Source organism: Pseudoalteromonas sp. BSi20652 (assembly GCF_000239855.1).
Lineage (GTDB): Bacteria > Pseudomonadota > Gammaproteobacteria > Enterobacterales > Alteromonadaceae > Pseudoalteromonas.
This window is the reverse complement of the sequence record NZ_BADT01000108.1, coordinates 28,046-54,402: the sequence shown is the minus strand read 5'-3', so window position 1 is coordinate 54,402 and position 26,357 is coordinate 28,046. Positions and strand designations below refer to the sequence as shown.

General features: G+C 38.6%; 25 protein-coding genes and 1 pseudogene. 4 read left to right on the top strand and 22 right to left on the bottom strand.

All coding sequences use genetic code 11. The annotated features are described in order from the left end of the window. Positions 1–129 precede the first annotated feature (129 nt). The 10 genes from P20652_RS08570 to thrS all read right to left on the bottom strand — a co-directional run bounded on the left by P20652_RS08570 (position 130) and on the right by thrS (position 10,676). A complete protein-coding gene (locus tag P20652_RS08570) occupies positions 130–954 on the bottom strand; it encodes a LytTR family DNA-binding domain-containing protein (protein ID WP_008169031.1) in 825 nt (274 codons plus the stop codon). Continuing rightward, positions 947–2,023, bottom strand: coding sequence for a sensor histidine kinase (locus P20652_RS08575; RefSeq protein ID WP_008169028.1), 1,077 nt, complete (start codon positions 2,021–2,023; stop codon positions 947–949). Before P20652_RS08575 ends, P20652_RS08570 begins: the two co-directional genes overlap by 8 nt. A 250-nt stretch (positions 2,024–2,273) precedes the next feature. Next, the gene (locus P20652_RS08580; protein WP_008169027.1) at positions 2,274–3,830 is read right to left on the bottom strand and encodes a SulP family inorganic anion transporter; all 1,557 of its coding nucleotides are present in this window, start codon (positions 3,828–3,830) and stop codon (positions 2,274–2,276) included. Between the two features lie 126 nt (positions 3,831–3,956). After that, positions 3,957–4,415 carry an Lrp/AsnC family transcriptional regulator gene (locus P20652_RS08585; RefSeq protein WP_007375323.1) on the bottom strand — a complete coding sequence of 153 codons (459 nt, stop codon included), beginning with the start codon at positions 4,413–4,415 and terminating at the stop codon, positions 3,957–3,959. Between the two features lie 107 nt (positions 4,416–4,522). Beyond that, complete coding sequence (locus P20652_RS08590) at positions 4,523–5,164, bottom strand: MBL fold metallo-hydrolase (RefSeq protein WP_008169024.1); 642 nt, start codon at positions 5,162–5,164, stop codon at positions 4,523–4,525. 1 nt (position 5,165) lies between these two features. Continuing rightward, the gene (locus P20652_RS08595) at positions 5,166–6,983 is read right to left on the bottom strand and encodes a M14 family metallopeptidase (protein WP_008169022.1); all 1,818 of its coding nucleotides are present in this window, start codon (positions 6,981–6,983) and stop codon (positions 5,166–5,168) included. 375 nt (positions 6,984–7,358) lie between these two features. Continuing rightward, positions 7,359–7,718: a 50S ribosomal protein L20 gene (gene rplT / locus P20652_RS08600; protein ID WP_002960711.1), complete on the bottom strand. Its 360-nt coding sequence runs from the start codon at positions 7,716–7,718 to the stop codon at positions 7,359–7,361. A gap of 15 nt (positions 7,719–7,733) precedes the next feature. Beyond that, the gene (rpmI, locus tag P20652_RS18170) at positions 7,734–7,934 is read right to left on the bottom strand and encodes a 50S ribosomal protein L35 (RefSeq protein WP_002960713.1); all 201 of its coding nucleotides are present in this window, start codon (positions 7,932–7,934) and stop codon (positions 7,734–7,736) included. A gap of 211 nt (positions 7,935–8,145) precedes the next feature. Continuing rightward, positions 8,146–8,706 (bottom strand): translation initiation factor IF-3, encoded by a 561-nt coding sequence (infC, locus tag P20652_RS08605; protein WP_008169020.1) that lies wholly within the window; start codon positions 8,704–8,706, stop codon positions 8,146–8,148. A gap of 59 nt (positions 8,707–8,765) precedes the next feature. Beyond that, a complete protein-coding gene (gene thrS / locus P20652_RS08610; RefSeq protein ID WP_008169018.1) occupies positions 8,766–10,676 on the bottom strand; it encodes a threonine--tRNA ligase in 1,911 nt (636 codons plus the stop codon). A 352-nt stretch (positions 10,677–11,028) separates the two neighbouring features. Here thrS and P20652_RS08615 point away from each other — a divergent pair, with 352 nt between their 5' ends. Beyond that, complete coding sequence (locus tag P20652_RS08615; protein ID WP_002960715.1) at positions 11,029–11,475, top strand: DUF3010 family protein; 447 nt, start codon at positions 11,029–11,031, stop codon at positions 11,473–11,475. A gap of 87 nt (positions 11,476–11,562) precedes the next feature. On the opposite strand, the gene hflX is transcribed toward P20652_RS08615, so the two are convergent. From hflX to P20652_RS08645, 7 genes and pseudogenes are all read right to left on the bottom strand, one after another. After that, positions 11,563–12,921, bottom strand: a complete 1,359-nt coding sequence (gene hflX, locus P20652_RS08620) for a GTPase HflX (protein ID WP_008169016.1) — start codon at positions 12,919–12,921, stop codon at positions 11,563–11,565. Between the two features lie 290 nt (positions 12,922–13,211). Next, the gene (locus P20652_RS08625) at positions 13,212–13,685 is read right to left on the bottom strand and encodes a DUF1456 family protein (protein WP_002960721.1); all 474 of its coding nucleotides are present in this window, start codon (positions 13,683–13,685) and stop codon (positions 13,212–13,214) included. A 110-nt stretch (positions 13,686–13,795) separates the two neighbouring features. Beyond that, a complete protein-coding gene (locus P20652_RS08630; protein WP_008169014.1) occupies positions 13,796–14,188 on the bottom strand; it encodes a hypothetical protein in 393 nt (130 codons plus the stop codon). A 14-nt stretch (positions 14,189–14,202) separates the two neighbouring features. Beyond that, positions 14,203–15,447, bottom strand: a complete 1,245-nt coding sequence (locus P20652_RS08635) for a lipoprotein-releasing ABC transporter permease subunit (RefSeq protein WP_008169013.1) — start codon at positions 15,445–15,447, stop codon at positions 14,203–14,205. Next, positions 15,437–16,135, bottom strand: a complete 699-nt coding sequence (lolD, locus tag P20652_RS08640; RefSeq protein ID WP_008169011.1) for a lipoprotein-releasing ABC transporter ATP-binding protein LolD — start codon at positions 16,133–16,135, stop codon at positions 15,437–15,439. Before lolD ends, P20652_RS08635 begins: the two co-directional genes overlap by 11 nt. Then, positions 16,128–17,346, bottom strand: a pseudogene (locus tag P20652_RS18165) (lipoprotein-releasing ABC transporter permease subunit). The gene lolD and the pseudogene P20652_RS18165 overlap by 8 nt, the downstream one beginning before the upstream one ends. Before the next feature lie 147 nt (positions 17,347–17,493). Then, entirely contained in the window at positions 17,494–18,366 is an 873-nt protein-coding gene (locus P20652_RS08645) for a LysR family transcriptional regulator (protein WP_008169005.1), read from the bottom strand. A 135-nt stretch (positions 18,367–18,501) separates the two neighbouring features. On the opposite strand from P20652_RS08645, the gene P20652_RS08650 reads away from it, so the two are divergent. Further along, positions 18,502–19,623: an S-(hydroxymethyl)glutathione dehydrogenase/class III alcohol dehydrogenase gene (locus tag P20652_RS08650; protein ID WP_008169003.1), complete on the top strand. Its 1,122-nt coding sequence runs from the start codon at positions 18,502–18,504 to the stop codon at positions 19,621–19,623. Between the two features lie 66 nt (positions 19,624–19,689). Then, positions 19,690–20,532, top strand: a complete 843-nt coding sequence (fghA, locus tag P20652_RS08655) for an S-formylglutathione hydrolase (RefSeq protein ID WP_008169001.1) — start codon at positions 19,690–19,692, stop codon at positions 20,530–20,532. On the opposite strand, the gene P20652_RS08660 is transcribed toward fghA, so the two are convergent. The 3 genes from P20652_RS08660 to P20652_RS21355 all read right to left on the bottom strand — a co-directional run bounded on the left by P20652_RS08660 (position 20,486) and on the right by P20652_RS21355 (position 22,254). Next, entirely contained in the window at positions 20,486–20,824 is a 339-nt protein-coding gene (locus tag P20652_RS08660) for a hypothetical protein (RefSeq protein ID WP_008168999.1), read from the bottom strand. The two genes, fghA and P20652_RS08660, sit on opposite strands and share 47 nt — an antisense overlap. A 105-nt stretch (positions 20,825–20,929) precedes the next feature. Next, positions 20,930–21,610 (bottom strand): BCCT family transporter, encoded by a 681-nt coding sequence (locus tag P20652_RS21360; RefSeq protein ID WP_008168998.1) that lies wholly within the window; start codon positions 21,608–21,610, stop codon positions 20,930–20,932. 53 nt (positions 21,611–21,663) lie between these two features. Further along, positions 21,664–22,254, bottom strand: a complete 591-nt coding sequence (locus tag P20652_RS21355; protein ID WP_008168997.1) for a BCCT family transporter — start codon at positions 22,252–22,254, stop codon at positions 21,664–21,666. A gap of 413 nt (positions 22,255–22,667) precedes the next feature. Here P20652_RS21355 and P20652_RS08670 point away from each other — a divergent pair, with 413 nt between their 5' ends. After that, on the top strand, positions 22,668–23,084 hold the full coding sequence (locus tag P20652_RS08670) for an MgtC/SapB family protein (protein WP_033017512.1): 417 nt from the start codon (positions 22,668–22,670) through the stop codon (positions 23,082–23,084). Between the two features lie 107 nt (positions 23,085–23,191). Here the strand turns inward: P20652_RS08670 and P20652_RS08675 are convergent, their stop codons facing one another. Together P20652_RS08675 and P20652_RS08680 are read right to left on the bottom strand one after the other, a co-directional pair. Beyond that, the gene (locus P20652_RS08675; RefSeq protein WP_008168993.1) at positions 23,192–24,217 is read right to left on the bottom strand and encodes an energy transducer TonB; all 1,026 of its coding nucleotides are present in this window, start codon (positions 24,215–24,217) and stop codon (positions 23,192–23,194) included. A gap of 181 nt (positions 24,218–24,398) precedes the next feature. Beyond that, positions 24,399–26,306: a beta-ketoacyl synthase gene (locus P20652_RS08680; protein WP_008168991.1), complete on the bottom strand. Its 1,908-nt coding sequence runs from the start codon at positions 26,304–26,306 to the stop codon at positions 24,399–24,401. Positions 26,307–26,357: the final 51 nt, after the last annotated feature.

Here is a 26,357-nt window from a genome sequence, read left to right as displayed (position 1 = left end):
GATTATTCTATCGCATTAAATAGCGCTCTAATAGATTACTTATTTAACGCAATTGGTATAATTAAATGTTAAATATAAAAATGCGAGCTTAGCTCGCATTTTTTTGTGCCTGTAATAAAAGCGTTGGCTTTAACTTGCTAATGCCGCTTTAACCTTATCTCGGTAGCTGCGGCTCACTTTTAATTCTTGGCCATTTTCAAGTACTAATAAATACTCACCACTTACTTGTGTAACCAGTTTACTAATTTGTTTTGTATTTACTATTGCGCTGCGATGCACACGCACAAATAACTGAGGGTCGAGCTCTTGCTCTAACTCTTTCATTGTTTTACGCAGAATATGCGTTTGTCCGTCTTCACAGTGTAAACACATATAGTCACCTGCTGCATCAACCCATTGGATAGTCGCTACTGGTACACGAATAATTTCACCTTGCTCTTTAACAGCAAGTGATTCTGGGTAACGTCTGTTTGCTAGGTTATCACCAGTGGCTAATTTCTTAAGTATTTCTTCACAGTTATTACCAGTAATACCGGCTACAAAACTCGCTAGTTTTTTCTTATGGGCGTTGTCTTGTTGTGTTTTTAAATAGGTATGCACTTTTTCTACCGCCTGTTTTAGTCTGTTATCATCAACGGGTTTTAAAATGTAATCGAGAGCATGAATTTCAAACGCTTTTACAGCAAACTGATCAAAGGCCGTTACAAATACAATCGCTGGTAATGCTTTTGAGCTTTCGCTAAGGGCTCTTGCTACTTCAAAGCCATTCATACCTGGCATTTGAATATCTAAAAAAACCAAATCGATTTTCTCGCTTTGACACATTTCAATTGCATCAGCGCCTGAACTACACAATTTAATCACTTCAATATCAGAGTATTCTTCGAGCCTTACCGCTAAACCTTTTCGTGCTAACGGTTCATCATCAACAATAAGTGTTTTTATTTTAGTCATTTTTCACAGCCTTCTCAAAAGGTACTCGCAGATTAACTTTTAATCCACTTGGCGTATTATGTGATAATACAAACGAATAATTATTTTCATACAACGTTTTTAATCTATCTTTGGTATTAGCGACACCTACGCCTTGAGCGTTAACTAATTGGCCATCGAGTATGTCAGTACCTGGGCCGTTGTCGCCCACTTCTAGTAATAACTCATTCGCAAATACTTGTGCTTTGATATCAATTACTCCACCTTCTGTTAGATGGGCAATAGCATATTTAATCGCGTTTTCTATAATAGGTTGCAAAATTAAGCTCGGTACTAAAGCCTCTTTAGCTTGCTCGCTTATATCTACATTTACCTTTAATCGCTCATCAAAACGTACACGTTCTATTTCTAAATAAAGCATGAGCGCATGTAGCTCTTGCTCGAGCGGTACTTTTTTTATCGGATCGGTATTTAATGTATACCGTAAAAAGTCACTTAACCTTGCTACCATTAAGTTAGCATCTTTGTTTTCTTTAACCAAAATTAAAGTAGAAATAGCGTTAAGTGTATTGAATAAAAAATGGGGGTTAAGCTGATACCTAAGCATTTTTAATTGCGCTTCGTGTGCCATAGTTGTGGCTTTTAACGCTTTTTGTCGCTCACTTTGTAGTAACTGATAATATTTAACGCCAAAGTACAAACCACTCCAACATAAAATAATATATACAGAATCTAAGCCTTGCTGCAGGTAATAAAACCACTCCTCTGGTCTATAACCATGGCGGTATATTTCCCACAAATTAAATTTTTGAACGACAGCCCATAAAGTACCCGTTACATAAGAGGCACCAAATACCACAATCATTAATACCCAAGGCGAGGAATTCCAAATTTTACGATAAATATACCTAAGCGGTACTGTCATTAAGCAACCAGCGTAAGCATTTAATAAAATAACAAATACGTATATATCACGCATTTCAAATACTTTAGAGCCAATATAATTTACTAACGCATAACCAATCCAGCCTGCGATTTGCAAAAGCCAAAAAAAGCGTTGTCTGTTATCGACTAAAGATTGCCAGTTCAAAATAGATGTTTACTCCGTATAGTTAAAGACTAATTCCATAAAATAGGTGCTTGTTATTCTTTATTATTTTACCTATGTAGAGCTAATTTTAATAAAATTAGTTAATCTTATTATATAGATTTATGAGTTTGCATAGCACTACAGCCTACCTTGCTTTTTAAGAGTCTTACCGCAAACAAATAGTAGATACACTAAAAAAGCGAAAGGTTATTCACCTTTCGCTTTTTAAATATAAATAGCTTTGTGTAAATTAAGCTAGTTTGTCTGATGCTACTTTGTATGTTGGATCTTCAATCACATTCACTTCAACCAAATCGCGTGCTTTGTGCAGCAACTGCGTACAGTCTTTACTTAAGTGACGTAAGTGAAGTTGTTTACCTGCTTTTGTGTACTTATCAGCAAGTGTGTCAATTGCTTCTATTGCACTGTGATCAGATACGCGGCTGTGTTTAAATTCAACAATTACATTTTTAGGGTCATTTTTAACATCAAATAACTCTGCAAAGTTTTTAACTGAACCAAAGAAAAGCGGGCCATGTAACTCATATACTTTAGCGCCTTCTTCATCAATATAGTTCGTTGTGTATATGTGCTTAGCATGCTGCCAAGCAAATACTAATGCAGATACAATAACACCTACACATACTGCAATCGCTAAGTCGGTAATAACCGTCACACCCGATACAAGTACTATTACGAACGCGTCTGATAGAGGCACACGCTTCATCATTTTAAAGCTTGCCCATTCAAACGTACCTAATACAACCATAAACATAACACCAACAAGTGCAGCTAGTGGGATCATCTCAATTAAGCTTGAAGCGAATATGATGAACGCAAGCAACATCAATGCAGCACTTATACCCGATAAGCGAGAACGGCCACCTGAGTTAATGTTGATCATTGATTGACCAATCATTGCACAACCACCCATTGCACCAAACATACCACAAGTAATATTTGCAGCGCCTTGGCCTATACACTCTTTATTACTGTGACCGCGAGTTTCTGTAATCTCGTCAATTAAGCTAAGCGTTAATAATGATTCAATTAAACCAATAGCCGCTAAAATAAGTGCATAAGGAAAAATAATTTGTAGCGTTTCGAAAGTAAACGGTACCATAGGAATATGAAACTCAGGTAAACCGCCTGCAATTGTTGCAGCTTCGTCGCCTGTCATTCCTTTTAAGAAATCAACTACGGTATGCGCTTCTAAATCCAAACCAATGACTAAAGCGGTCACTGTAATAATAGCGACTAATGTAGAGGGTACAGCCGTTGTTAGTTTAGGTAAAAACTGAATAATAGCCATGGTTAAAGCCACTAAACCAAGCATAATATACAACGGGTTACCCGTCATCCATTCTTGTCCGCCCATACCATCAGGCACTTTAAATTGACCTAACTGAGCAAGAAAAATAACAATAGCTAAGCCGTTTACAAAACCAAGCATTACCGGATGAGGAACCATGCGGATAAACTTACCAAGTTTAAATACACCCGCGAGTATCTGCAGTATGCCCATGAGCAGTACAGTCGCAAATAAGTACTCGACACCATGATCAAGCACTAAACTTACCATAACAACAGCTAGTGCACCGGTTGCACCTGAAATCATACCAGGGCGGCCACCAAATATAGCCGTAATTAAACCAACGATAAACGCGGCATATAGACCAACTAAAGGTTCTACATTTGCAACAAAGGCAAACGCAACAGCTTCTGGCACTAAGGCTAGCGCCACAGTTAATCCAGATAGAATATCGTTTTTAGCAGAGCTAGGCGCCCTACTGAGTAAGTTAAACATTGAGTTCCTCAAATGGTGTAATGGGTATAAAAAAAGCGCTAAATTCTAACAAATTAGCGCTCAGTTAACAATTGTCATATGTGGTTAAGCTAAACTAAAAGAGGTTTAGCTTTTAAAGAAGTGCTTTTATAAAGGAAGAGATGTACTACGTTTTACACACGTCATTGTTACATTAGAATGTACTTCTTGTACATATTCTAAGCTTAGTAAATTATCGCGTACAAAATGCTCATATCCTTCTATGCCTTGTGAAATTATGCGTAGCATAAAATCCATAGTACCGGCCATGGTGTAGCATTCTGTTACTTGATCATAACTCATTATAAGTTTTTCAAATTCAGCAAGATTCTTTTTACCATGATTTGATAAACGCACATGTGCATATACAAGCATATCAAAGCCAAGTTTTTTCTCATCTAAAAGAGCCACTTTGCTTTTTATATAACCATCTTGTTCTAGCTTGGCAATTCGACGCCAGCATGGAGATTGAGACAAGCCTACTTTATCTGCAATTTCTGCGGTTGATAAACTAGCATCTTGTTGTAAAAGTGCCAATATTTGGCGATCTACGTGATTTAGAGACATTTTATTTCTTATTTATCAAATAAACTGGTTAAATTATACAACCATTTTAAAACTCAGTCTGCTTATTTTTAATTTTTATCCAGTTTGCTAAACTTCAAATAAATAACTTAACCAAACTGACCACTCACAAAAGGATTTGTTTGTTTTTCAAATCCAACCGTAGTGTCGCTACCATGCCCTGCCAATATTTTAGTATTATCAGGTAAGGTTAGAATATGCGTCTTAATAGACTCTATAAGTTGTTCACTGTTCCCCTTAGGAAAATCAGTTCGCCCTACTGAGCCTTTAAAAATAACGTCACCGACAATAACGCACTCATAGTCTGGTTGGTAAAACACAATATGACCGGGTGTATGCCCCGGGCAATATTTCACTAAAAAGCTAAGTTTACCTACGCTCACGGTGTCGTTATGGTTTAGCCAAACATCCGGATAAAACGGTTCAATGGGTTTAAATCCAAACATTTGTGCTTGCATAGGTAAGTTTTCAAACCAAAAGTACTCATCTTTTTGTGGGCCAATAATTTGTACGTTAAATTGATCACGTAAAATATCAGCCCCACCCACATGATCTAAATGCCCGTGCGTTAACCAAATAGCACTTAATGTTAGTTTATTCTCATTAAGGGCTGCTGCTATTTTATCTGGGTCGCCACCTGGGTCTATGACTACCGCTTGCCTAGTTTCATTACACCAAATAATACGACTATTTTGTGCAAATGCAGTGACAGGTATAGTTATGATTTCCATATTAAATTTCTTTACTTTTTTGATCTGGAATAACAACTTCTTCTTCGAATGACATAAGTATTGGATACTTTAAGTACGCTTCATCATAAAATGGACTTTGCTCATATAACCAGTTTAATCGTGCCTCTGCGTCACTCGCGAATGATTTATCTTTAAGTTTTTCATTAAACTTAAGCGCAAGCTTTGGGTTATCTTTTAGCATTTGGCGTGCATACAGAATTAGCGCATAGTTTTCCATGTACTCGGTACGCTGAAAAATAGTATTAAACTCACCCCAAGCAAAAAATGAATCAGGGGCTTCCGGGTGCAATAAATGAACCGCTAATTCGCCTGCTTTTTGTTGAGTATTGACTTGATACCAACCATCTAAATCTACATTTATAGCAGGGACGTAATCAAAAGTTGCTGATACTCTAAAACGCCCTTCAAATGGTGCTTTATCAAACGTGTAGTCTGCCACCTTTGCAACTTTCAAAGGTTGTGTGTTTGCCCCTTCAAGTTTATTAATAGAGACACCATGTAACTTTAGTTTCTTAATTATATTGCGATATACAGGCGGAATAAAAAAAGCTTTAGGTACTTCAACTGTATGTTGTACATCTTTTTGCCAATAAATAGGTAAGTCAGTATATGTATGTGCTTTACCTAAGTACTTCACTTCATTTTGACCCGAAAGTGGATTCATGCTTGATGAATATTCAATACCTTTAAACTGTGCTATAGTATCTGCTTGTTTAGCATAGCCACGCTTTACAATTAATTGTTTAGGAACAAATTCTTGTTCTTTTTTTACTGCATTAGCTAATTCATGACTGTGCTTTGATAGCGCAGTAATAGCACCATCTAAAAATACGTAAGTCCCTAATACACGTTGCTTGTAAGGCTTCAATGAATGATTTTCGACTAAAATAGTCGGCAATGACTTTAAATCCCCCCAACCATTTGAAAAACGTGGCGTAGCAACCCAGCCCGCTAACCCTTTTTTAAAGTCACGTTTATCCATAACAAAAACAAGTGGTCCTGGCGTGTGTCCTTGCTTCGCTAGCGTATCGTCAATGAGAGGTTTAAAAAACTGGTTTAATGCATCAGATACCGCAGGCGACTCGCTCGAAAATACCGGATTGTAACCATAAGTCACATCGTATTGGTAATCTGCGCCGTCGGTAACGTGTACATCAATGTATAAATTTGGGTTGTAGTCGTTAATAACCTTTAAAACACTTCTAACTTCTGGGGTATCTAATTTAGTAAAATCACGATTTAAATTAAGGTTATTAGCATTTGTTCTAAAGCCCATTTTTGCAGGGCCCCTTTGATTAATACGATTGAATGCACTGCTACGTTCGTGGCCATCTACATTTAAAATAGGAATAAATAAAATGTTTACCTTTTTTAAAATGTCACGGCGCTTACCCGTCGCTATATCTCTAAGCAGCATAAACATGGCATCTTTACCGTCTATTTCACCAGAATGTATTCCTGCCTGAATAAAAATAGTTGGCTTAGTGCTATTAGCCATTTGCCTTGCTTCAAAAAAGCCTTGCTCACTGGCAATTAGCATTTTTATTGCACGCTTACTATTACTATAGCCAATGGTTTGTGATTGAAACTGAGTAGGGTTTGCAGCAACTAACCTATCTACAAATGCCATTGTATTTGCATAATCGGGCGACGCTTCACCTGCTGATAACTCAAAGTCAGTAGTTAACGGCCCTTGTTTTTGTAAAAGCTCTTCGCTTTTTCCTTGCCACTCAATGAGTGGTGGTAAGTGTGCGTCATACGCCACACTTGCAGATAAAATTAGTAAACTTGCAAACATAAAATTCTCTAAAAAACGCCTTAATTATATAAATTATATCAACTAAATTTTTTACAATGAGGAAACTGCGGTGATTCAACAAAAAAATGCAGCCAAATACATTTCACTCATTCACACCTGTGTTTTTAGGCTTTATAACATTATTAAGTATTATACCAATCCGCAATAATACTTAATCATTTTGCGGGGCTAAACGTGTCGCTACCTGCGAACAACTAAATAGCGAATTTTTTGCCTAGCTATCAACACGTTTTTCCGCCCACAAAATAGATCATTTAATTAAGCGAATTGGTATTACTCATTGGTTTAAGTTACTAAATTACAGGCACAAAAAAAGGAGCCATAGGCTCCTTTTTAATACTTATATAAAAAAGCTTAAGCGGCTAGGCCTTCTTTTGCTTTTTCTACAAGCGCTGCGAATGCAACTTGGTCGTAAACAGCGATATCTGCAAGGATCTTACGATCGATTTCTACAGAAGTCTTTTTAAGACCATTGATAAAACGGCTGTAAGACAGACCATTTTGACGTGAAGCAGCATTGATACGTGCAATCCATAATTGACGGAAAGTACGTTTCTTCGCACGACGGTCACGGTAAGCGTATTGACCCGCTTTTGTAACAGCCTGGAAAGCTACGCGGTAAACACGTGAACGTGCTCCGTAATAACCTTTTGCTTGTTTTAAAACTTTTTTGTGACGTGCACGTGCGACAACGCCGCGTTTAACTCTTGCCATTTCTAAAAACCCCTATTAAGCGAACGGTAACATACGTGAAACTAGACCATGGTCATTTTTATGAACCATCATCTTAGGACGTAGGTGTAACTTACGCTTAGAAGTTTTCTTAGTCAGAATATGACGAAGATGCGCTTGTTTACGCTTGAAACCGCCAGAAGCAGTCTTTTTGAAACGCTTAGCAGCGCCACTGTGACTTTTTAGCTTATAAGCCATTGCAATAACTCCAATTGTATTGCTTTTAAATTAGTAAGCAGGCGTGAGATATATTTCTATAGCTCCACTTTTAGGCCTAACTTACTGCCATGTTCCGGTGAAGACCCAACATAAATGCCGCAATCTTACTTTAAGACCGGTTAACTCAGGTGAATATTCGCATATTGCTTGCAGACCTGAGCTAATTTCGGTGCGTATTATCGCTTAAAAATTATTTTTTAGCAACAGGCGCCATCATCATAACCATTTGGCGGCCTTCAACACGATTTGGGAAAGACTCAACTACTGCAAGAGCTTCTAAATCGCCTTTGATACGGTTTAATAATTCTATACCAATTTCTTGGTGAGCCATTTCACGACCACGGAAGCGGATGGTTATTTTAGCTTTATCGCCACCTTCTAAGAACTTAACTAAGTTGCGAAGCTTAACCTGATAGTCACCTTCATCCGTACCAGGACGGAATTTGATTTCTTTAATCTGGATTTGCTTTTGCTTCTTCTTCTGCTCTTTCAGTTCTTTACTTTTTTCAAAGATGAACTTACCGTAGTCCATGATTCTACAAACAGGCGGCTCAGCGTTTGGACTGATCTCAACAAGATCAACACCCGCTGCATCGGCCATAGTTTGCGCGTCTTGTAATGACTGAATTCCAGCTTGTTCGCCTTCAATGTCAATTAAACGAACTTCTTGCGCTGTAATTTCTTCGTTAATACGATTTTTTTGGGCTGTTTGTTGCCCTTTCTTGCCGCCTCTAATAGTACGTTCCTCCAAGAATATCAATAATATAAGCGTGTAGTTGGCTGTTTGTTAATGCCTTACACGCTCGATTTTTACTGTCGATTTTTAATTTCTTCACTAATTTTAGCTACAAAATCATCAACATTAAATTTGCCAAGGTCTTCACCTGTGCGAGTACGCACTGCTACTTCTTGCTGTTCAACTTCTTTATCGCCAACAACAAGTAAATATGGAATACGCTTCAGTGTATGCTCACGGATTTTAAAGCCAATCTTCTCATTTCTCAAGTCAGCAGCGGCTCTAATTCCAAGTTTATTTAATTTTTGTACAACTTCTTTAACATAAGGAGCCTGTTTATCGGTAATATTCATAATTACCACTTGCTTTGGTGCAAGCCACGTCGGGAATAAACCAGCGTACTCTTCAGTTAAAATGCCAATAAAGCGTTCAATAGAACCTAAAATAGCACGATGTATCATTACAGGTGTACGACGCTCGTTATTTTCTGCTACATAAGTAGCGCCTAAACGACCCGGTAATGCAAAGTCTAATTGCACTGTACCACACTGCCACGCTCTGTCTAAACAATCGTATAAAGTAAATTCAATCTTCGGACCATAAAACGCGCCTTCACCCGGAAGATAATCAAATTCAATATCGTTTAGCTTAAGTGCTTCGGCTAAGGCAAGCTCTGCTTTATCCCACATATGGTCTTCACCAATGCGTTGTTCTGGGCGAGTAGATAGCTTAACCACAATCTTCTCAAATCCGAATGTTTCATATGTATCATACACCATCTTAATACACGCTGACACTTCGTCCATTATCTGCTCTTCGGTACAGAAAATGTGAGCATCATCTTGTGTAAAGCCACGTACACGCATTAAACCGTGTAGTGCACCTGATGGTTCATTACGATGACAACAACCAAATTCAGCCATACGAAGTGGTAAATCACGGTACGATTTTAAACCTTGGTTAAAGATTTGCACGTGTCCTGGGCAGTTCATTGGTTTAATCGCGTATTCACGCTTTTCAGACTCAGTGGTAAACATTGCTTCTGAATATTTTTCCCAGTGACCTGATTTTTCCCAAAGTGAACGGTCCATCATCATTGGACCTTTTACTTCTTCGTACTCATATTCGCGTAACTTTTCACGTACAAATTCTTCAAGCTCGCGGTAAATGCTCCAACCATCGTTGTGCCAAAATACCATGCCTGGCGCTTCTTCTTGCCAATGCCATAAATCAAGCGCTTTACCAATACGGCGATGATCGCGTTTTTCAGCTTCTTCAAGGCGTTTTAAATACGCTTTAAGTTGCTTTTTATCGCCCCACGCTGTGCCGTAAATGCGTTGTAGCATTTTGTTTTCTGAATCACCACGCCAATATGCACCCGCCACTTTCATTATTTTGAAGTTTTGGCAAAATTTCATGTTAGGAACGTGAGGTCCACGACACATGTCTACATATTCTTCGTGATGATATAACCCTGGGCGGTCATCTTTAGCGATGTTTTCGTCCAGAATTTCTATTTTGTATGTTTCGCCACGCGCTTCAAATGTATCGCGTGCTTCTTGCCAGCTTACTGTTTTTTTCACTACGTCGTAGTTGGTTTTTGCAAGTTGCAACATACGCTTTTCAATTGCTTCAAGATCATCTTGTGATAATGAATGTTCCATATCGATATCGTAGTAAAAACCGTTATCAATGGTAGGACCAATTGCCATTTTTGCGTCTGGGAAAAGTTGCTTAACTGCATGACCAATTAAGTGAGCACAAGAGTGACGAATGATTTCAAGACCGTCATCGTCTTTAGCGGTAATGATCTCAAGACGAGAATCTTCACAAATTTTATCACATGCATCAACACGTTCGCCATTAACACGACCCGCAATGGTCGCTTTAGCTAAACCAGGACCAATATCGTTTGCAACATCAAGCGTGCTTACAGGGTTTTCAAAACTACGTTGACTTCCGTCTGGAAGAGTAATAACTGGCATTATAAATCCTTGCTACAGTGGTGACACCTACAATGTATCACGTGTATTTTTAATAAATTAAATGAGAATGACTCGACAACGCTTTTACGAATAAGCATTGACTAATATATGTAGATGAGGAGTCTATTCAACTACAAAGATATATTGTCGCGTGCCGCGCATTTAATTACAAGTTTTAAGGGGGGAAATCCACCCGTTTTATCCACAAAATGTAGCTTTTAAAGCAAAAAAATCATTTTATTAAAATATAAAAGCATCAATGTATTAATTACGCACCTAACTATACCCACACTCGCATTTTAATGTGCGTTGCGTATAATACTGCGTAATTAAGTTATTTTAGAGAATAGACATGAGAACATGTGGTGTAGAAATTACCGGTAGTGATGTACTACTTTGTATTTTAAGTAAAGATAATGACGTATTTGATATTCGCGATGTGCGCCAAACACGCTTTACCTTAGGTAACGGTAACGACACTGAAGTAATGCGTAAATTTCAATTCGATTTTGCAAAACTAATGCAAGATTACCAAATTGATTCTGTTGCAATTCGTGAGCGTCAGCCTAAAGGTAAATTTGCTGGCAGTGCAAAAGGCTTTAAAATGGAAACTGCGATTCAATTAATCGACAACTTAGATGTACGTTTATTTACTACAACTGAAGTTAAAGAGCAGTTAAAACGCAACCCTATCCCTATTGATTTTGAAGAAACAGGCCTTAAAAAGTATCAAGAAAATGCTTTTGTAAACGCTTACGTTTACATCATGAAAAAAACATACCGCAGCGACGAAATGTAAACTCATTACTCGTTTAAAAACGCGTACTTACATTGTAAGACGCGTTTTTTTGTAAAAAACATTAGCTTTTATGAAACACTTAGTTTGCTATAATTTCATCATACTCTTTTTTAAACGCTCTAAATCAATCGCACTTGAGCGCACTGTTAATTTAATATGGCTATATTCATACTCTTCTTTAACAACACTCATGCTTGAACGAATTTCACCGACTATACCTTTTGCTGTGTAAGGTATAATTATATCTTCTTCAATCATGTCCTCTTGAGCTATACCGACAATGTACTTATGTAACTTACTAATATCATCTGGGTTGCGAGTCGATGTCATCATTGCATCAGGATACTCATCCATCAGTATTTGTTGTTGCTCAGTACTTAATTGATCTGACTTATTAAGTACTAATAACTTTTTACTGCCTTCAACTCCAACTTCTGCCAGTACTTTATGTACTACTTCAAGTTGTGAGCGAAAAGAAGGGTCTGAAGCATCTACAACATACAACAGTAACGACGCATCATGTGCCTCAGCGAGCGTTGAGTGAAATGAAGCAACCAAATCATGAGGTAATTTTTTAATAAAGCCAACCGTATCGGAAACAAGTATACGAGGCTGCGTAATTGGATATAACGCACGAACAGTAGTATCTAAGGTAGCAAAGAGCTTGTTTTCACCCTCCACATCGCTACCTGTAATTGCGCGCATCATTGACGATTTACCCGCATTGGTATATCCAATTAAAGCCACTGAGAATAGCTCAGAGCGCTGCGTACGTCTGTCCATCATTACATCTTGAACACTAACAAGCTCACGCTTTAATTCTGCTAACTGATCGCGCACCTTACGGCGATTTAGCTCAAGTGTAGTCTCACCCGCACCTTTACCCATTTGGCGTTCTTTATCACCAGTTGATGTTTCACGAAGTCGCGGCGCGACATAATTAAGGCGAGCAATTTCAACTTGTAATTTTGCAGTTTTAGTACGCGCATGGCGGCTAAATATTTCAATAATAATGCCAGTTCGGTCAAATACTTCAACCCCTAACTGATTTTCAACGTTACGTAATTGAGAAGGTGTTAAGTCACAGTCAAAAACCACTACATCCGCGCAGGCAAAATCAAGTTCGTCGGATGGGATCTCTGATGATATTTCTGGGAATGACTCTTCATCAACCAAATCATCCATATCATCTTCTTGCTCATCTCCAACCATTCCTTTATTGCCGGTAAGGTGTGCTATTTCTGTTAATTTACCTGAGCCCAGTACATTAATTTTTTGTGTAGAGCTTTGCTTTTGTGATTGTGTACCCACTACTTTAAACCCTAAAGTAGTTACTAAGCGTGCAAGTTCTGCAAGCGATTCTGTTGCTTCATCCCCCTTAAATTGCGGTGTACTAATAGAGATAAGTAAGGCGTTTGGAAGTGATGATTTTTCGGTTAGTTGCATAATTTTTTTGTGTTAATGCACCTAAGTGCAAACCTATATTTCATTCGAAAGTGAGTAGTTCCTTCGCTGTTATAGTCTTGCTTTATAGCGTTATAATTTACCAATGTAATTGATAGCTTAATAGAGCTTAAATAAGAATAATTGCGCAAATTTTTACATGAAGTAAATATAATTTTATTAAGAGAAATACGCTAAACAGATAAGGGTGAGATGTGTAAAAATTGATAGGCTTCGCAATGCAATATTGCACTCCAAAAGCCCATTCACTAAAAGCTAATTAGCTAAACCAGTTACTCAGCAGACTCTTCTGGACGGTGCTGTTTTTGCACGCCTGTTAAAAACAAGCGTAATATTTGATCGTTACAAACACGGTAATGTTTGTTATCTACTTTACGAGAAAATGCGCTTAGCTCGTGCTTACTTAAGTCAAAATCAACAAGTGCAAGTGTGGCTATAACATCTTCTGCTTTCATGTTTAAAGCAATGCGTAGCTTCATAAAAATGATGTTATTGTTTAGCTTTTTCTCAGGCTCTGGTTGCTCACCTTCGCGTTTGCCACGTTGGGTATTAATAAACCCATTTAAAAAGCTAGCAAACTCAGTATCACTTATTGGGGTAAAAGCCTCTTCACCTTCTTTAGTTAACCATGCAATTACTTGCTCTTTAGTGACCGTATGCTCTGCTGATGCAAAAACATTGACCATAGCAGTATCAGTTAAGTTAAAAGTGTAGCGAATGCGGCGTAAAATATCGTTATTAGTCAAAGTAAATCCCAAAGTGAGGTATAGCAACCAAGCAGTTATTGCTTAATTTTAAATAAGCGCCTAGTTTAACAGGTTTCGTTATAGTGCCCTATTGTTTATTACTGTTAACGCTAAGGATAAACAAACCTTAGTGCTAATAAAGGAAATACCAAAATAATAGAGCCAAATAACCAAATTATCATTGCTACAAAGTAGCGTTTTTTAGAATTAGCCCTAAAGGCGCGTTTTACATTATTGATATAATTGCTACCGCTTCCTAAATAAAGCCCATTCAACATTGCAATCCCTAACAATAAAACAATGCCAATTAAGCACACTATCACACGAGACACACTTGTTATGGTGTCCATTAAATGCGGGGAAAACACCCCAGCTAGCATAATACAATTTAATAATAAAATAAGCGAAAAGGCAAAAACGCCATCTGCGCCACTTGCTGATTGTGAACGTTTTTTTAGCCATTGCACATAAACAAAGTGCATTGCACTGTAACTGGCTCGCATGTTAAACCCTTTTACTAATTACCAAGCACTTTGGCAGGATCTACGCGCGTTGCTTGCCATGCAGGATAAATAGTGGCAAGTATCGCAAGCACAAACGTAACAATCACTGTAATACCAATGTCTTCAAGTACTAATTTACTTGGTAAAAACTCTATAAAATAAACGCCCTCAAGTGGATTGGCTCCAAATAATTGGCTTATCCACGTAAAAAGCTCACTTATGTTAAGCGCTAATACTACGCCAATTAGTGTCCCTAGTGCCACGCCTACGAATGCTTGCATTAAGCCTTGCATTACAAAGGTGGCTAAAATAGTACTATCTTTCGCGCCCATGGTTTTTAAAATTGCGATATTGCCTTGTTTTTCGCGTACTTCCATCACCAAGGAGGATACAATATTAAAACTGGCTACAGCAATAATTAAAAACACCACAATATAAACAATGGTACGTACCATTTGAATATCTTGATAAAGGCTGCCTTGGGTTCTAAACCAACTAGAAATATACACGTAGTCGGCAATAGTTTGGCCCACTTTTAGCGCTATTTGATGCGCCGAAAACACATCATCAACACTTAAACGCAGCCCTGTTACTTGGGTTTCATCGTAACCCAATGTTTGCTGTGCTTTGTTAAGATGTATAAATGCAGCAGTACTATCAATCGGTCCACCCATTTCTATAACACCTGCAAGGTTAAGTGTTACGCGTTTAGGCGCTAATAATGATTGACCTTTTTGACTAATTTGCGGAATAAGTAATGTAATGTTATCGCCTACTTTGGCGTCTAACTGTTTTACTATTTGCTTACCTAAAATTACATCGTCAAGGCCTAGCTGACTGACTAATTTACCACTGGTAAACTGGTTTACCGCCGATACATTACTCTCGAGCGATGGCTCAACACCCCGAATTTCTATCGCTTTTAGCTGGCTTTTATATTGCGCCATTCCGTTAACGGCAATAAACGGCGCAGCCCCTGTTACGTGAGGTTGTGTTTGTAAATCCTCAACCTTTTGCGACCAATTTGCAATGGGTCTACTTGGTGCTACATATTCAACCTGCGGCACAACACTTAGCAATCTATGTACTAGTTGCTGCTCAAAACCATTAATTACCGACAGCGCCACAATTAAAACCGCGACACCTATTAAAATACCAATAGTCGACGCTTTAGCGATAAAACTAACAAAGCCGTTTTTTTCATCTTTGTGGCCTGAATAGGCTCTAAAACGTTTACTTAAAAATGCACTAAGCAACATGCTGCGACTCTTTAATAGCTAGTTTTCCATCGTCTAAATGAGCTATTTTGCCTAGCTTATCGGCAAGTTCTAAATCGTGTGTAACTACCACAAAACTGGTGTTTAAACTTTGGTTAAGCTCATTAATTAAATCGTAAATTTTAATCGCATTCTGTTTATCTAAATTACCGGTTGGTTCATCAGCAAGCACAAGCGCAGGTTTTGTAACCAGTGCACGGGCAATAGCCACGCGTTGGCGCTCTCCACCAGAAAGCGCAGACGGTTTATGCGAGCTGCGATGTGCAAGGCCTACTTTTTCGAGCATATCGAGCGCTTGAACTTTGGCTTCATTTGCACTCAAGCCTTTAATTAATAACGGCATAGCCACGTTTTCAACTGCGCTAAACTCCATTAATAAATGATGAAATTGATAGATGAAGCCCAAATTTTGGTTTCTAAATGCGGCTTGCTCTGTTCGCGAAAGTTTTGCAACTTCTTGGTTTTTAATTTTAGCGCTACCTGAGCTTGCGGTATCTAATGTGCCAAGTATGTGTAAAAGCGTACTTTTACCAGAGCCAGAACTCCCCACAATAGCGAGCATTTCACCTTGCTGCAGCGCTAAATCAACGCCTTTTAATACTTCAACTTGGTTGCTGCCATCTTGATAAACCTTACTTAAATTTTCACAACTAATTACTAAATCATTCATAACGTAATACCTCTGCTGGTTTTACTTTTGCGGCTTTACGCGCAGGATATAAGGTAGCTAAAAAGCTCATAGCAATACTGGCAAACGCTATTATTACTAAACTCAAAATATCAAATTTTACCGGAAGCTCTATACCCGCCAATAAGTTTAAGCCCACTAATGCAAGTAGCTCATTTATATATAAACTAAATATTACACCTAAAAATGCGCCTATTGCGGTACCAATTACGCCGTTATATAAGCCTTGCACCATAAACACTTTTTGCACTTGCGAAGGTGTTAAACCTAACGTTTGTAGTATGGCCACTTCACCTTGTTTTTCGCTTACCATCATGGTTAATGCCGATACAATATTAAATACAGCCACCAATACAATGAGGGCAAGCAACATAGACATAATGCGCTTTTCCATAGCAACGGCTGCAAATAGAGTACCTTGGGTACTGCGCCAATCACTGTAATTGTAATCTTTTAAAATACGTTGGCTTGCTTCAATAAATTCATCTAGTTCGAAAGGTTCGTGCAATGAAACACTTAAATTTGGGGCGGTGTTTTTATCCAGCTTTAACACCCGTTGTAGCGAAGCGCCACTCGTAAACGCAAGTGCCATATCTATCTCAGATCCGGTTTCGTATATTGCGGCAACTTTAAATAAACGCTGGCTGGGTACTCGCCCAAGAGGTGTATATGTTGAAGCATTAGGCATAATAACGCGAAGCTTATCACCCACACTAACGCCTAATTTACGACTCAAATAACGGCTTATAGCAATGCTGTAATTTTTATTTAATACGGTTTTCCAATCGCCTTGTACTATTTTATTCGGTAATTTTATACAAAGAACCGCTGTCGTTATGAAGGCCTTGTAGTAAAACACCGTGCAAGTCTTTATTCGTTTGCAAAATAGCTTCGCCGTGGCGATATAAGCTTACATTATCAACATAAGGAGATTGTTCTAGGTCGGTTTTGAGGGTGCTCATTTGAGTGGTAGTGTGTTTACCTGCGCTAACTTCAACATGCGGAATAAGTCCAAGCATATTTGTTTTTAGGCTATTTTCAAACCCGTTCATCACACTACTTACCGTAAATAATGCCATTAAACCAATAGCGATACCAGCAATAGAAAAAAACGAAATAAACGATATAAACGCATTTCCTTTAGCGGAGCGACTATATCTAAGCCCTATAAATAAGCTAACCGGTTGAAACATATTATTTTTAACAATTATTGTAAAAGTATTGAGCAATAGTAGCACGAAAAAAGTGCCTTTGGGTATGGCGTAAAATGTAAGAAATAATTTAAAAATCTGATACTTGGCTATATTTAAAGCAATATGTACTTAACCATTAACTCGCGGTTAAGCTTTCAGCCCTTTAACTAAATAATCGAGCAATACCCGTACATTAGTGGCCACAAACTGTCTTGGTGGATACACGCCCCATACTCCTTCTTGCTGTGGTTGATAGGGTGTTAAAATAGGCACTAATTGCCCTGAGTTAATTTCGTTTTCTATGTAGTAGTCTGGGAGTTGAACAATACCGAGCCCCTTTTTTGCGCCATCCACCAGCGCCCAACCACTATTACACTGTAATCGCCCCGCTATTTTAATGTGTTTATCGCGCCCATTTTCGTTTACGCGCCAGTAGCTGCTATTACCAATTAAACATTCATGGCTGTTTAGCTCGCCTAAAGTATGCGGCTCACCAAATCGAGTTAAATACTGCGGTGCCGCGCACATAATAAAACGCCGCGCACTTAACCTACGCGCCTTTAAGCTCGAATCTTTTAAGTGCCCAAGCCTTATGGCTAAATCAAAACCGCCCTCTAACAAGTTTTCTTGCTCATTACTTAGTGTAGCAACAACTTCGACCTCGGGATGATCCTTCATGAAATTATGTACTATGGGCATAATAAAGCTCTCTCCGTACATAACTGGTGCGGTGAGTTTTATTTTTCCTTTAGGGGAGCTTTGTTGAATAGCAAGACCTTGAGTTGCTTCATCCATAGCGTGTTGTAAGTGCTTTATTTGATGTAAATACACTTCACCTTCATTAGTTAACACCACTTTACGAGTAGTACGGGTTAAAAGTTGCGTATTTAAACGTTGCTCAAGCGCTGTAACGTGTCGGCTAATATGGGCAACCGAAAGCCCAAGCGTTTTTGCAGCCGCAGTAAAGCTGCCCTCATCACCAACCGCTATAAATTCATCTATTCCATTCCAACGCGCCATTATTACCATACTGTAAAGGTGTTTTAATAAAATCGAGATTATCATTATTTGAGAAACAAATACAATAACCCCATTCCCCAAGTAAATTGGGTCTACTATTATTTTTTGAATAGCTCATTAAAGGAAATAAAACACATGTCTGAATTTATCAAATCAAAAGCGGCCATTGCTTGGGGCCCTAATCAACCACTTAGCGTTGAAGAAGTTGATGTAATGATGCCTAAAAAAGGCGAAGTAATGGTAAAAATTACCGCTACAGGTGTGTGTCATACCGATGCATTTACATTATCGGGCCAAGATCCTGAAGGCATATTTCCTGCTATTTTAGGTCACGAAGGCGCTGGTGTTGTCTATGCTGTTGGCGAAGGCGTAACGAGTGTTGAAGTTGGGGATCATGTTATTCCTTTATACACTGCAGAATGTGGCGTATGTAAAATGTGTACTTCAGGTAAAACTAACTTGTGCTCAGCAGTGCGCGAAACACAAGGTAAAGGCCTAATGCCTGACGGCACTACACGCTTTTTTAAAGACGGCCAACCAATTTATCACTACATGGGTACATCAACATTCTCTGAGTACACTGTATTGCCAGAAATCTCACTCGCTAAAGTAAACAAAGAAGCTTCTTTAGAGGAAATTTGTTTACTAGGCTGTGGTGTAACAACCGGTATGGGTGCGGTAACCAACACAGCTAAAGTAAAAGCTGGTGACACCGTTGCTATATTCGGCCTAGGTGGTATTGGTTTATCTGCAATTATTGGCGCAAAAATGGCTGGCGCAAGCCGTATTATTGGTGTTGATATAAACACTACTAAATTCGACTTAGCTACAAAACTAGGTGCAACTGATTTAATTAATCCAAAAGATTTTGACAAGCCAATTCAAGAAGTAATTGTTGAAATGACAGACGGCGGCGTTGACTACTCGTTTGAATGTATTGGTAATGTTGACGTGATGCGCTCAGCGCTTGAGTGTTGCCACAAAGGTTGGGGTGAGTCAGTAATTATTGGTGTGGCGGGTGCAGGCCAAGAAATATCAACCCGTCCGTTTCAACTAGTAACTGGGCGTGTATGGCGTGGTAGTGCATTTGGTGGCGTTAAAGGCCGTTCACAACTTCCTGACATTGTTGAGCGTTACATGGCAGGTGAATTTGCTCTTAGCGACTTTATTACTCACACAATGAGCCTTGAAGATATTAACGAAGCGTTTGATTTAATGCACGAAGGTAAAAGCATTCGTACAGTCATTCATTACTAATAACTGCTAAGCACGTTTAATAATAAGCCGTAATACTTTTAAGTTTACGGCTTTTGAGGATTAAGTATGTTAGAAAACATCTCAAGTGTAAAAGTGTCTGGCGGTTGGCATAAACAATATACTCATAGCTCGCAAAGTACACATTGCACTATGCGCTTTGCCGTATTTTTGCCACCAGGCGCAAGTGAAGCAAATAAAGTACCGGTACTTTATTGGTTATCAGGTTTAACCTGTACCGACGAAAATTTTATGCAAAAAGCCGGTGCATTTAAAAAAGCAGCAGAGCTGGGTATTGCTATTGTAGCGCCTGACACCAGCCCGCGTGGCGAAAATGTACCCAATGAAGACAGCTACGACTTTGCACAAGGTGCAGGCTTTTACGTGAATGCCACGCAAGCGCCTTACAACACCCATTTTAATATGTACGATTATGTTGTAAACGAATTACCAGCATTGATAGAACAACATTTTCCAATAACAAGCACAAAAGCAATTAGCGGTCACTCTATGGGCGGGCACGGTGCATTAATGGTTGCACTTAAAAACCCGACTGCGTTTGTAAGTGCCTCGGCTTTTAGCCCTATTGTAAATCCGATTGAATGCCCTTGGGGTGTAAAAGCATTTACTGGTTATTTAGGAAATGATAAAGCGCTTTGGAAGCAATACGACAGCTGCGAGCTGATGAAAAACGCAGAGCAAGCTCATTACTTACCCATGTTACTGAGTCAAGGTGATGCTGATGGCTTTTTACAAGAGCAACTTAAGCCAGAAAACTTAGTCGCTATTGCAGATAAAAAAGGCTACCCGCTTACACTTGAAATGCAAGCAGGCTACGATCATAGCTACTTTTTTATAAGCAGCTTTATTGACCAACACTTATTATTTCATCATCAGTTTTTAACTGCTTAGAGTGAGATTCGTTAGTGTGTAGATTAGATCCCTCAACATCTACACACTCTTTTAAACTCTTTGTTACTTGCCTACATGTTTGTTTTGGATTGCTCTCATCTTTTACAAACTGCACTATAGCGGAGTCAACTGCGTAACCCATTTTTGAGAAACTCAAGCCGTCTTCGTCTTTTACAAAAGTACCGGAACTTGTAGAGCTACTACCCGAGCGTGCTGAATTATCAAGCAATACACCTACAGCGGTACAACCGAGTAAACTTTGTAAAAAAACAACAATAACTAAAATACGCATAATTCATCCTGAATGCTAACTACTGGCTAATACCTTAATTTTAGCCTTTTTTTAAAATAACTCTGTAAAAATGTGTTAAGGATAATGGCATATTTAAATGAATACTTATTCTTCATTGATTAGTTCATTTGTAAACTCTTTAATAAAACCAATTAATTGCAACATAAATATAATTAAAAAAGGAAGCGCTCCAATAATAGCAACGCTTCTGTTTAATGGTTCATTGTTTTGTACTAACAAAACAAAAGCGCATAAACCTAGTGCAAACGACCAAGCATACAAGCTCCATGTTTGAGCATCACTTGCACCACTTAATTGGCGAATAACCAAAATAGCTGAGTCTGCCGATGTGGCTACAAAAATGAGTAGAAGCAATAAACTTGACCAAATTAATAAACCGCCTTGCCACCCTAATTGCTCGAAGAATACAAACAGCCCTTGCGTATAATCGGCTTTAATAGCCACTAAAATGCCTGCATTGTGCGTTTGTTCCCACGCAATTGCAGAGCCCGAAAACACACTAAACCATATAATAGTCACAAAGGTTGGTACAAATACGACACCTAAAATGTATTGCCAAACCGGCCGTCCTTGGCTAATTTTTGCCAAAAACACACCAACAAACGGACCCCAAGCTAACCACCAAAAATAGTAATTGTATGTCCAACCTGTTGCCCATGCTGGGTCATTAAGTACGCTTTCAAACTGCCATGTTCCTGTGGTTATGAGCTGAATGTAATCCCATGTACCGCCTATTGCTATGTCTATAATTGGCTTTATGGGCACAAAAATTAATAGCCATGCTATAAGTGAAAATAGCTAAAAACACATTAAACTTACTAAGAGTTTGAATTCCTTTTTTTAAGCCCCAACTTTGCAGAAATGGTATAAAGCAGCGCAATTAAAAAAATAATAATAAACCCCGAAAATAAAGCAGACTCAAGCCCTAACTCAAGCTCGAGCCCCTTACGCAGTAATAAAGTTGAATTAGCAATTGTGCCCACGACACCAAAAAATATTGCAAGTATGGCAATTAATTTAATGCTAAAGCTCAGCTGTAACTGCCAAGCCCGATTAATAACGCTTTTAGTTGCACTGATCACAGGAGCGCTAATATCGCCCGCTTTACCACTATTGCGAGTAAGCCCACCTAATACCAAGCCAAATACTGCATAGAGTGCCCATGCATGCGCGCCCCAATTAACTAGTGTAAGTGCCAAACCACTTGTTTGATTGTTAGGATACAAGCTTTGCTTTAAAGGCGAATTAACCGTGTGTAGTGCAGGCTCTGCTACTCCCCAAAATATAAGTCCTGAGCCCATTCCTGCTGCAAACAACATAGAAAGCCAACCAAAGGTACTAAACTCAACAAGTGCTTGTACTCCTCCTATTTTTCGTTGCCCTAATGGGCTTATAGCAATAGCTATCACAGAAAAAGTAACAGGTTTACCAATATAAAAAATGGCGACCCTAAATAACCTAAAATTTTATTAATAGCGGGTTGTAAGTGCTCTGTGAGTAATTCAGGAAATAAAAAAGCAATAACAGATAACCCAACGCAAAATAGTAAGGCTGTTTTTTCAAGCTTAGTGGGTGTGCTTAATGTTTTATTTAAAGGCAAGAGATTCACATAGGTGTCTTTTAGTCTGGATAAAAGAATACGGGGCTTTAAAACTCAGATCAAATTAACTATTGCGTAAAATAGTAATAAAAACATGTAAAAGTTTCCTCAATAATTCTTGTTAAATACAGGTATTAACAATAACTCATTGATTAACGGTCATTTATGCCATGGCTTGCTTTTTGCTTATTATTAACAAAGTTAACCAGCACAGGCTCAATAATGGAAATTGATTTACAGTGGAATGAAATCATCGATAATTTAATACACTTAGGTATTGCATACCTACTTGCACTACCCATGGCTTACGACAGAGAGCGAAGTAATGATGGCGCAGGCCTTCGTACCTTTCCTCTTGTTGCTGTTGCATCGTGTGGGTATGCATTAATTGCTATGTCGGTTTTAGATGGCGCAGAAGCTCAATCAAAAATATTGCAAGGCATCATTACGGGCATTGGTTTTATTGGCGGTGGCGCAATTTTGAAAAATAATAAATCAACCTCCGGCACAGCAACCGCAGCAAGTATTTGGAATATGGGTTTAATTGGTATAGCCGTAGCGTACAGCCGCTACGAAATAGCCATTTTACTTGCCATTATTAATTTTATAACGCTTAGGTATGTAAAAAAGTTTAAGTAACTGTTTTTTTAATAAGTATTGCAGCAAAATTCCAATGCATTGTTTAAATAGCCAAGACTTATTAATGCAATAACTCCCCATAATTTATATGTGGGGAGTTACAATTTTTATAAAAAGCTTTCACCGCTTTGCTTAAGTGTAATTGTTTGTGCTTGAGCGCTTTTTATTAATAATCCACAACGCAAATCATTTTTCGAAATAACAATTTTATCAATTGTATTAGTGTCATAGTCAACGACTTTGTTTTCGCATCTAAGTTGCACTTTGCTCAGTGGTAATTCTGATTCTAATTTAACTTCAGACTTCGACATCATAGGCATTACAGCTTGTTCTGAAGCTAAACTAAATTGTTGCTCAATATCTCCCGAGTTTTTATAAATATCGTTCACTTGAGTTAACAACTGTTCCTTGTTTTGCTCTGTAAAGGTTATGGATTCAATATTGCCTAGTGCATCTATTGCATCATAAGCACGTACATAATCTTGTTTTGATATAAACCACTGTAAAGCGTTTTTAATCACACGTTTTTGAATTTGATCCGGTAGATTTTCTCTAAATAAAAACGCTTCGTAGATATGCTGATCAAAGCTCTTCCAATCTTGCACAAAATAACTGTGCTGGCTTTTAAGCCATGCAAGCAAAACAATCTCAACCGTATTTTTTGTATGTTCATTTTCTAATTCATCGATACGGCTTTTAGCTTCATCGTATTTCTTTTCATCAATTAATTTACTAGCTTGCTCATAATCATTAAAAAAGCCGCGAGACGCTTTATCGTTTGAAAAATTAATATGTAAATTTTGCGAACTTACAGTAATGGTTTTTGCTACAGGTATAGTCTCGCCATTTAGTTTTGCACTTTTATAGTTGAGCTTAGACACGTAGTCCATTACTTCTCTTTGATATTTCTTTTGACCAGCTGAAGCTACAATTTCGATATCGCTAACCTGCCCGCTTTTATCAACCACGTAACTGCTCAAATTAATCCCCTCTAACCTCGAAGCGCGCGAAGAAGTATTAGTGAGCTGATCGTAGTTTTTATTAATCACCTCTGCAGGGACAAAGTCGTCAGCAAACGCAGAGAGTTGAGTAAAAGCAGAAGTTAAAGAAAGCGCTAATATTAGTTTTTTCATCAGTTTTATCCATCCTAGATAGTGTTTATATAATAGAAACAAACGATCGACATAAAAGCAAGTGTAAATACAAAAAAATAGTTCATTTAATGAGCTTCACTTAGAAAAAACTTAATAGATAAATATATTTGAGGCATTAAAAAAGGCGCTTAAAAAGCGCCTTGCTAACAAGTATGTGTGCTTAAAACATATCTTGATAGGAATTTGTTGTGCTAAACGTAATTGCTTTTTCAAAGCCAGGTAACTGAATACTTTGCTCGTCTATTACAATGTCGTTGTCGTCAATAAGTCCGTCGCCAAAGCGGTAAATAAGCTCATATTGGCCTAAATCAGCTTGAGCTTGATACGTTTGTTGCGCGGCTTTAATTGCCACGTTTTTCTGCGCGTAACTACTCATAACTTCATCGCCATGGCGCTTAGCGAGCATTTGCATTGTTACTTTTGGTGAAAGTACGGTAGCTGTTGCATTGTTACCGCCAAAGCCTTTTGAATTTATAAAAGCAATATCCATATCGGCGCATTCGTAATGGCTATTACGAATATCAAGATGATCGGTGTAAACATCATCAGCCACTTTATCAATTGTGGTAATACCCGGCATAATATTATGGCTAAATACACCTAAAGCTATCGCTAATTGGTCGCCACTTGCAGGAGCTATAGTATGACCAACATAGGCTTTTGGCGCTGTTACTTTCCAATTATTAATAGTAAACGTTTGTGCCACTTTATGATAAATCAAAGACTCTGTTACACGGTTTTGCGGTGTACTAGAACCATGGGCTAAAATAAAGCTACGTTCTTGTAGTGCTTCTTTACCTAATAAGCTGCTAGCAAGTGCTACTGATTTTGCCATGGTAATATAATTACCTGGGCCAGGTGACGTAATTGATTTTTTAACGCCATCTGCATTTACAAACACATCCGGCACGCTGCCCATAATATCAGCGCCCAACTCAAGGGCTAAAGCATCATCCATTAAAATAGCAACTTGCGCGCCTTCACCTAATGTAAAGCCACAGTTATCGCCAAATGGGCGGCTGCTATTTCGGTAATTTGGTTCTTCATCATTTGATAAGTTATCTAAACGACGCAGCCCTTCAACGTTAGCAAGCGCGCTCATGTTACCAAAGCCTTCAATCACTTCTGGTGTAATAGCACATTCAACACTTGCGACAACCGCAACGCGTGTACGCCCTGCCTGTATGTCGTTAACCGCTGCACGTAAGTTGTATAAAAACGTAGCACAGGCGCCCGAGGTCGAAAACGTAGTCCCTACATTGCCCGTAACATACGCGTTAATAAAGTCGGTCGACATTGTATTTAAACCCAGTGCTAACTGCTTAGTGCTAACACGGTCGCCTTGTTGGCGCGCCTTTACTAAACCGCCTAGGCCTTTGTCGTCCATTTGGCCAATTACCGATGCTGAATAGGTACCAATTTTATCTGGCTCTACGCTATTCATAATATGCTGCCAATCAAGCCCTGTTGATTTAATCGCATCGGTAGCTGCAAAAATAGTCGCTTGCAAACCACGAGGCTGATAGCGGCTGTTATACATAACAGACGGATCAAACCCAGTCGGAAATTGCCCTGCAGATTTAATTGGATTATCACGTGTTGAGTCATGCTTAACATCTAAGTCGGCTGCAATAGTTACTTTTACTTTTTTGCCTTCAAGTTCTTCAACTTGCCAGCTAGCTGGAACAGGTACCGGTAAGTCGCGAGCGCGAGTTTCAAACACAATTGCGTTATCGCTTGATGCGTTTAGCGTCATTTTTTGCTGCCACGGTGTGGCATCGGCATCAAAGTGTTCTTTTTCAATTTTACGAATAAGAGTACCAGCAATAATTTGCTCACCAAAGCGTGCTTCTATGTCGCTTTGCTCAACATTATTACCTTGTGTATCTTGTAATTGGCCGTTTACAACGCTTACTAGATTCATCAGTGTGGCCAGGCCTAAAAATGTTTCACTGCGTTCTTGAGCATTTAAACTATCTAACACGATACGGCGATAACCTTGATGAAAAGAAGTACGGCCAGCGGCGTTAATGCCACCCATGCCTACTATTACGGGTAATGCAGTCATAATTTACCTTTTAGAAACGTGTTATAAGGAGAACACGCAGTTTAAATGGAT

Excerpts from the sequence above, each read along its gene's own strand:
- P20652_RS08660 (WP_008168999.1), bottom strand. The coding sequence starts at position 20,824 with ATGCGTATTTTAGTTATTGTTGTTTTTTTACAAAGTTTACTCGGTTGT.
- P20652_RS08580 (WP_008169027.1), bottom strand. The coding sequence starts at position 3,830 with ATGTTTAACTTACTCAGTAGGGCGCCTAGCTCTGCTAAAAACGATATT.
- P20652_RS08675 (WP_008168993.1), bottom strand. The coding sequence starts at position 24,217 with ATGAAAAAACTAATATTAGCGCTTTCTTTAACTTCTGCTTTTACTCAA.
- fghA (WP_008169001.1), top strand. The coding sequence starts at position 19,690 with ATGTTAGAAAACATCTCAAGTGTAAAAGTGTCTGGCGGTTGGCATAAA.
- P20652_RS08570 (WP_008169031.1), bottom strand. The coding sequence starts at position 954 with ATGACTAAAATAAAAACACTTATTGTTGATGATGAACCGTTAGCACGA.
- lolD (WP_008169011.1), bottom strand. The coding sequence starts at position 16,135 with ATGAATGATTTAGTAATTAGTTGTGAAAATTTAAGTAAGGTTTATCAA.
- P20652_RS08645 (WP_008169005.1), bottom strand. The coding sequence starts at position 18,366 with ATGGCGCGTTGGAATGGAATAGATGAATTTATAGCGGTTGGTGATGAG.
- P20652_RS08615 (WP_002960715.1), top strand. The coding sequence starts at position 11,029 with ATGAGAACATGTGGTGTAGAAATTACCGGTAGTGATGTACTACTTTGT.
- P20652_RS08650 (WP_008169003.1), top strand. The coding sequence starts at position 18,502 with ATGTCTGAATTTATCAAATCAAAAGCGGCCATTGCTTGGGGCCCTAAT.
- rplT (WP_002960711.1), bottom strand. The coding sequence starts at position 7,718 with ATGGCAAGAGTTAAACGCGGCGTTGTCGCACGTGCACGTCACAAAAAA.
- P20652_RS08670 (WP_033017512.1), top strand. The coding sequence starts at position 22,668 with ATGGAAATTGATTTACAGTGGAATGAAATCATCGATAATTTAATACAC.
- thrS (WP_008169018.1), bottom strand. The coding sequence starts at position 10,676 with ATGCCAGTTATTACTCTTCCAGACGGAAGTCAACGTAGTTTTGAAAAC.
- P20652_RS08590 (WP_008169024.1), bottom strand. The coding sequence starts at position 5,164 with ATGGAAATCATAACTATACCTGTCACTGCATTTGCACAAAATAGTCGT.
- P20652_RS08680 (WP_008168991.1), bottom strand. The coding sequence starts at position 26,306 with ATGACTGCATTACCCGTAATAGTAGGCATGGGTGGCATTAACGCCGCT.
- P20652_RS08595 (WP_008169022.1), bottom strand. The coding sequence starts at position 6,983 with ATGTTTGCAAGTTTACTAATTTTATCTGCAAGTGTGGCGTATGACGCA.
- rpmI (WP_002960713.1), bottom strand. The coding sequence starts at position 7,934 with ATGGCTTATAAGCTAAAAAGTCACAGTGGCGCTGCTAAGCGTTTCAAA.
- P20652_RS08585 (WP_007375323.1), bottom strand. The coding sequence starts at position 4,415 with ATGTCTCTAAATCACGTAGATCGCCAAATATTGGCACTTTTACAACAA.
- P20652_RS08630 (WP_008169014.1), bottom strand. The coding sequence starts at position 14,188 with ATGCGAGCCAGTTACAGTGCAATGCACTTTGTTTATGTGCAATGGCTA.
- P20652_RS08635 (WP_008169013.1), bottom strand. The coding sequence starts at position 15,447 with ATGTTGCTTAGTGCATTTTTAAGTAAACGTTTTAGAGCCTATTCAGGC.
- hflX (WP_008169016.1), bottom strand. The coding sequence starts at position 12,921 with ATGCAACTAACCGAAAAATCATCACTTCCAAACGCCTTACTTATCTCT.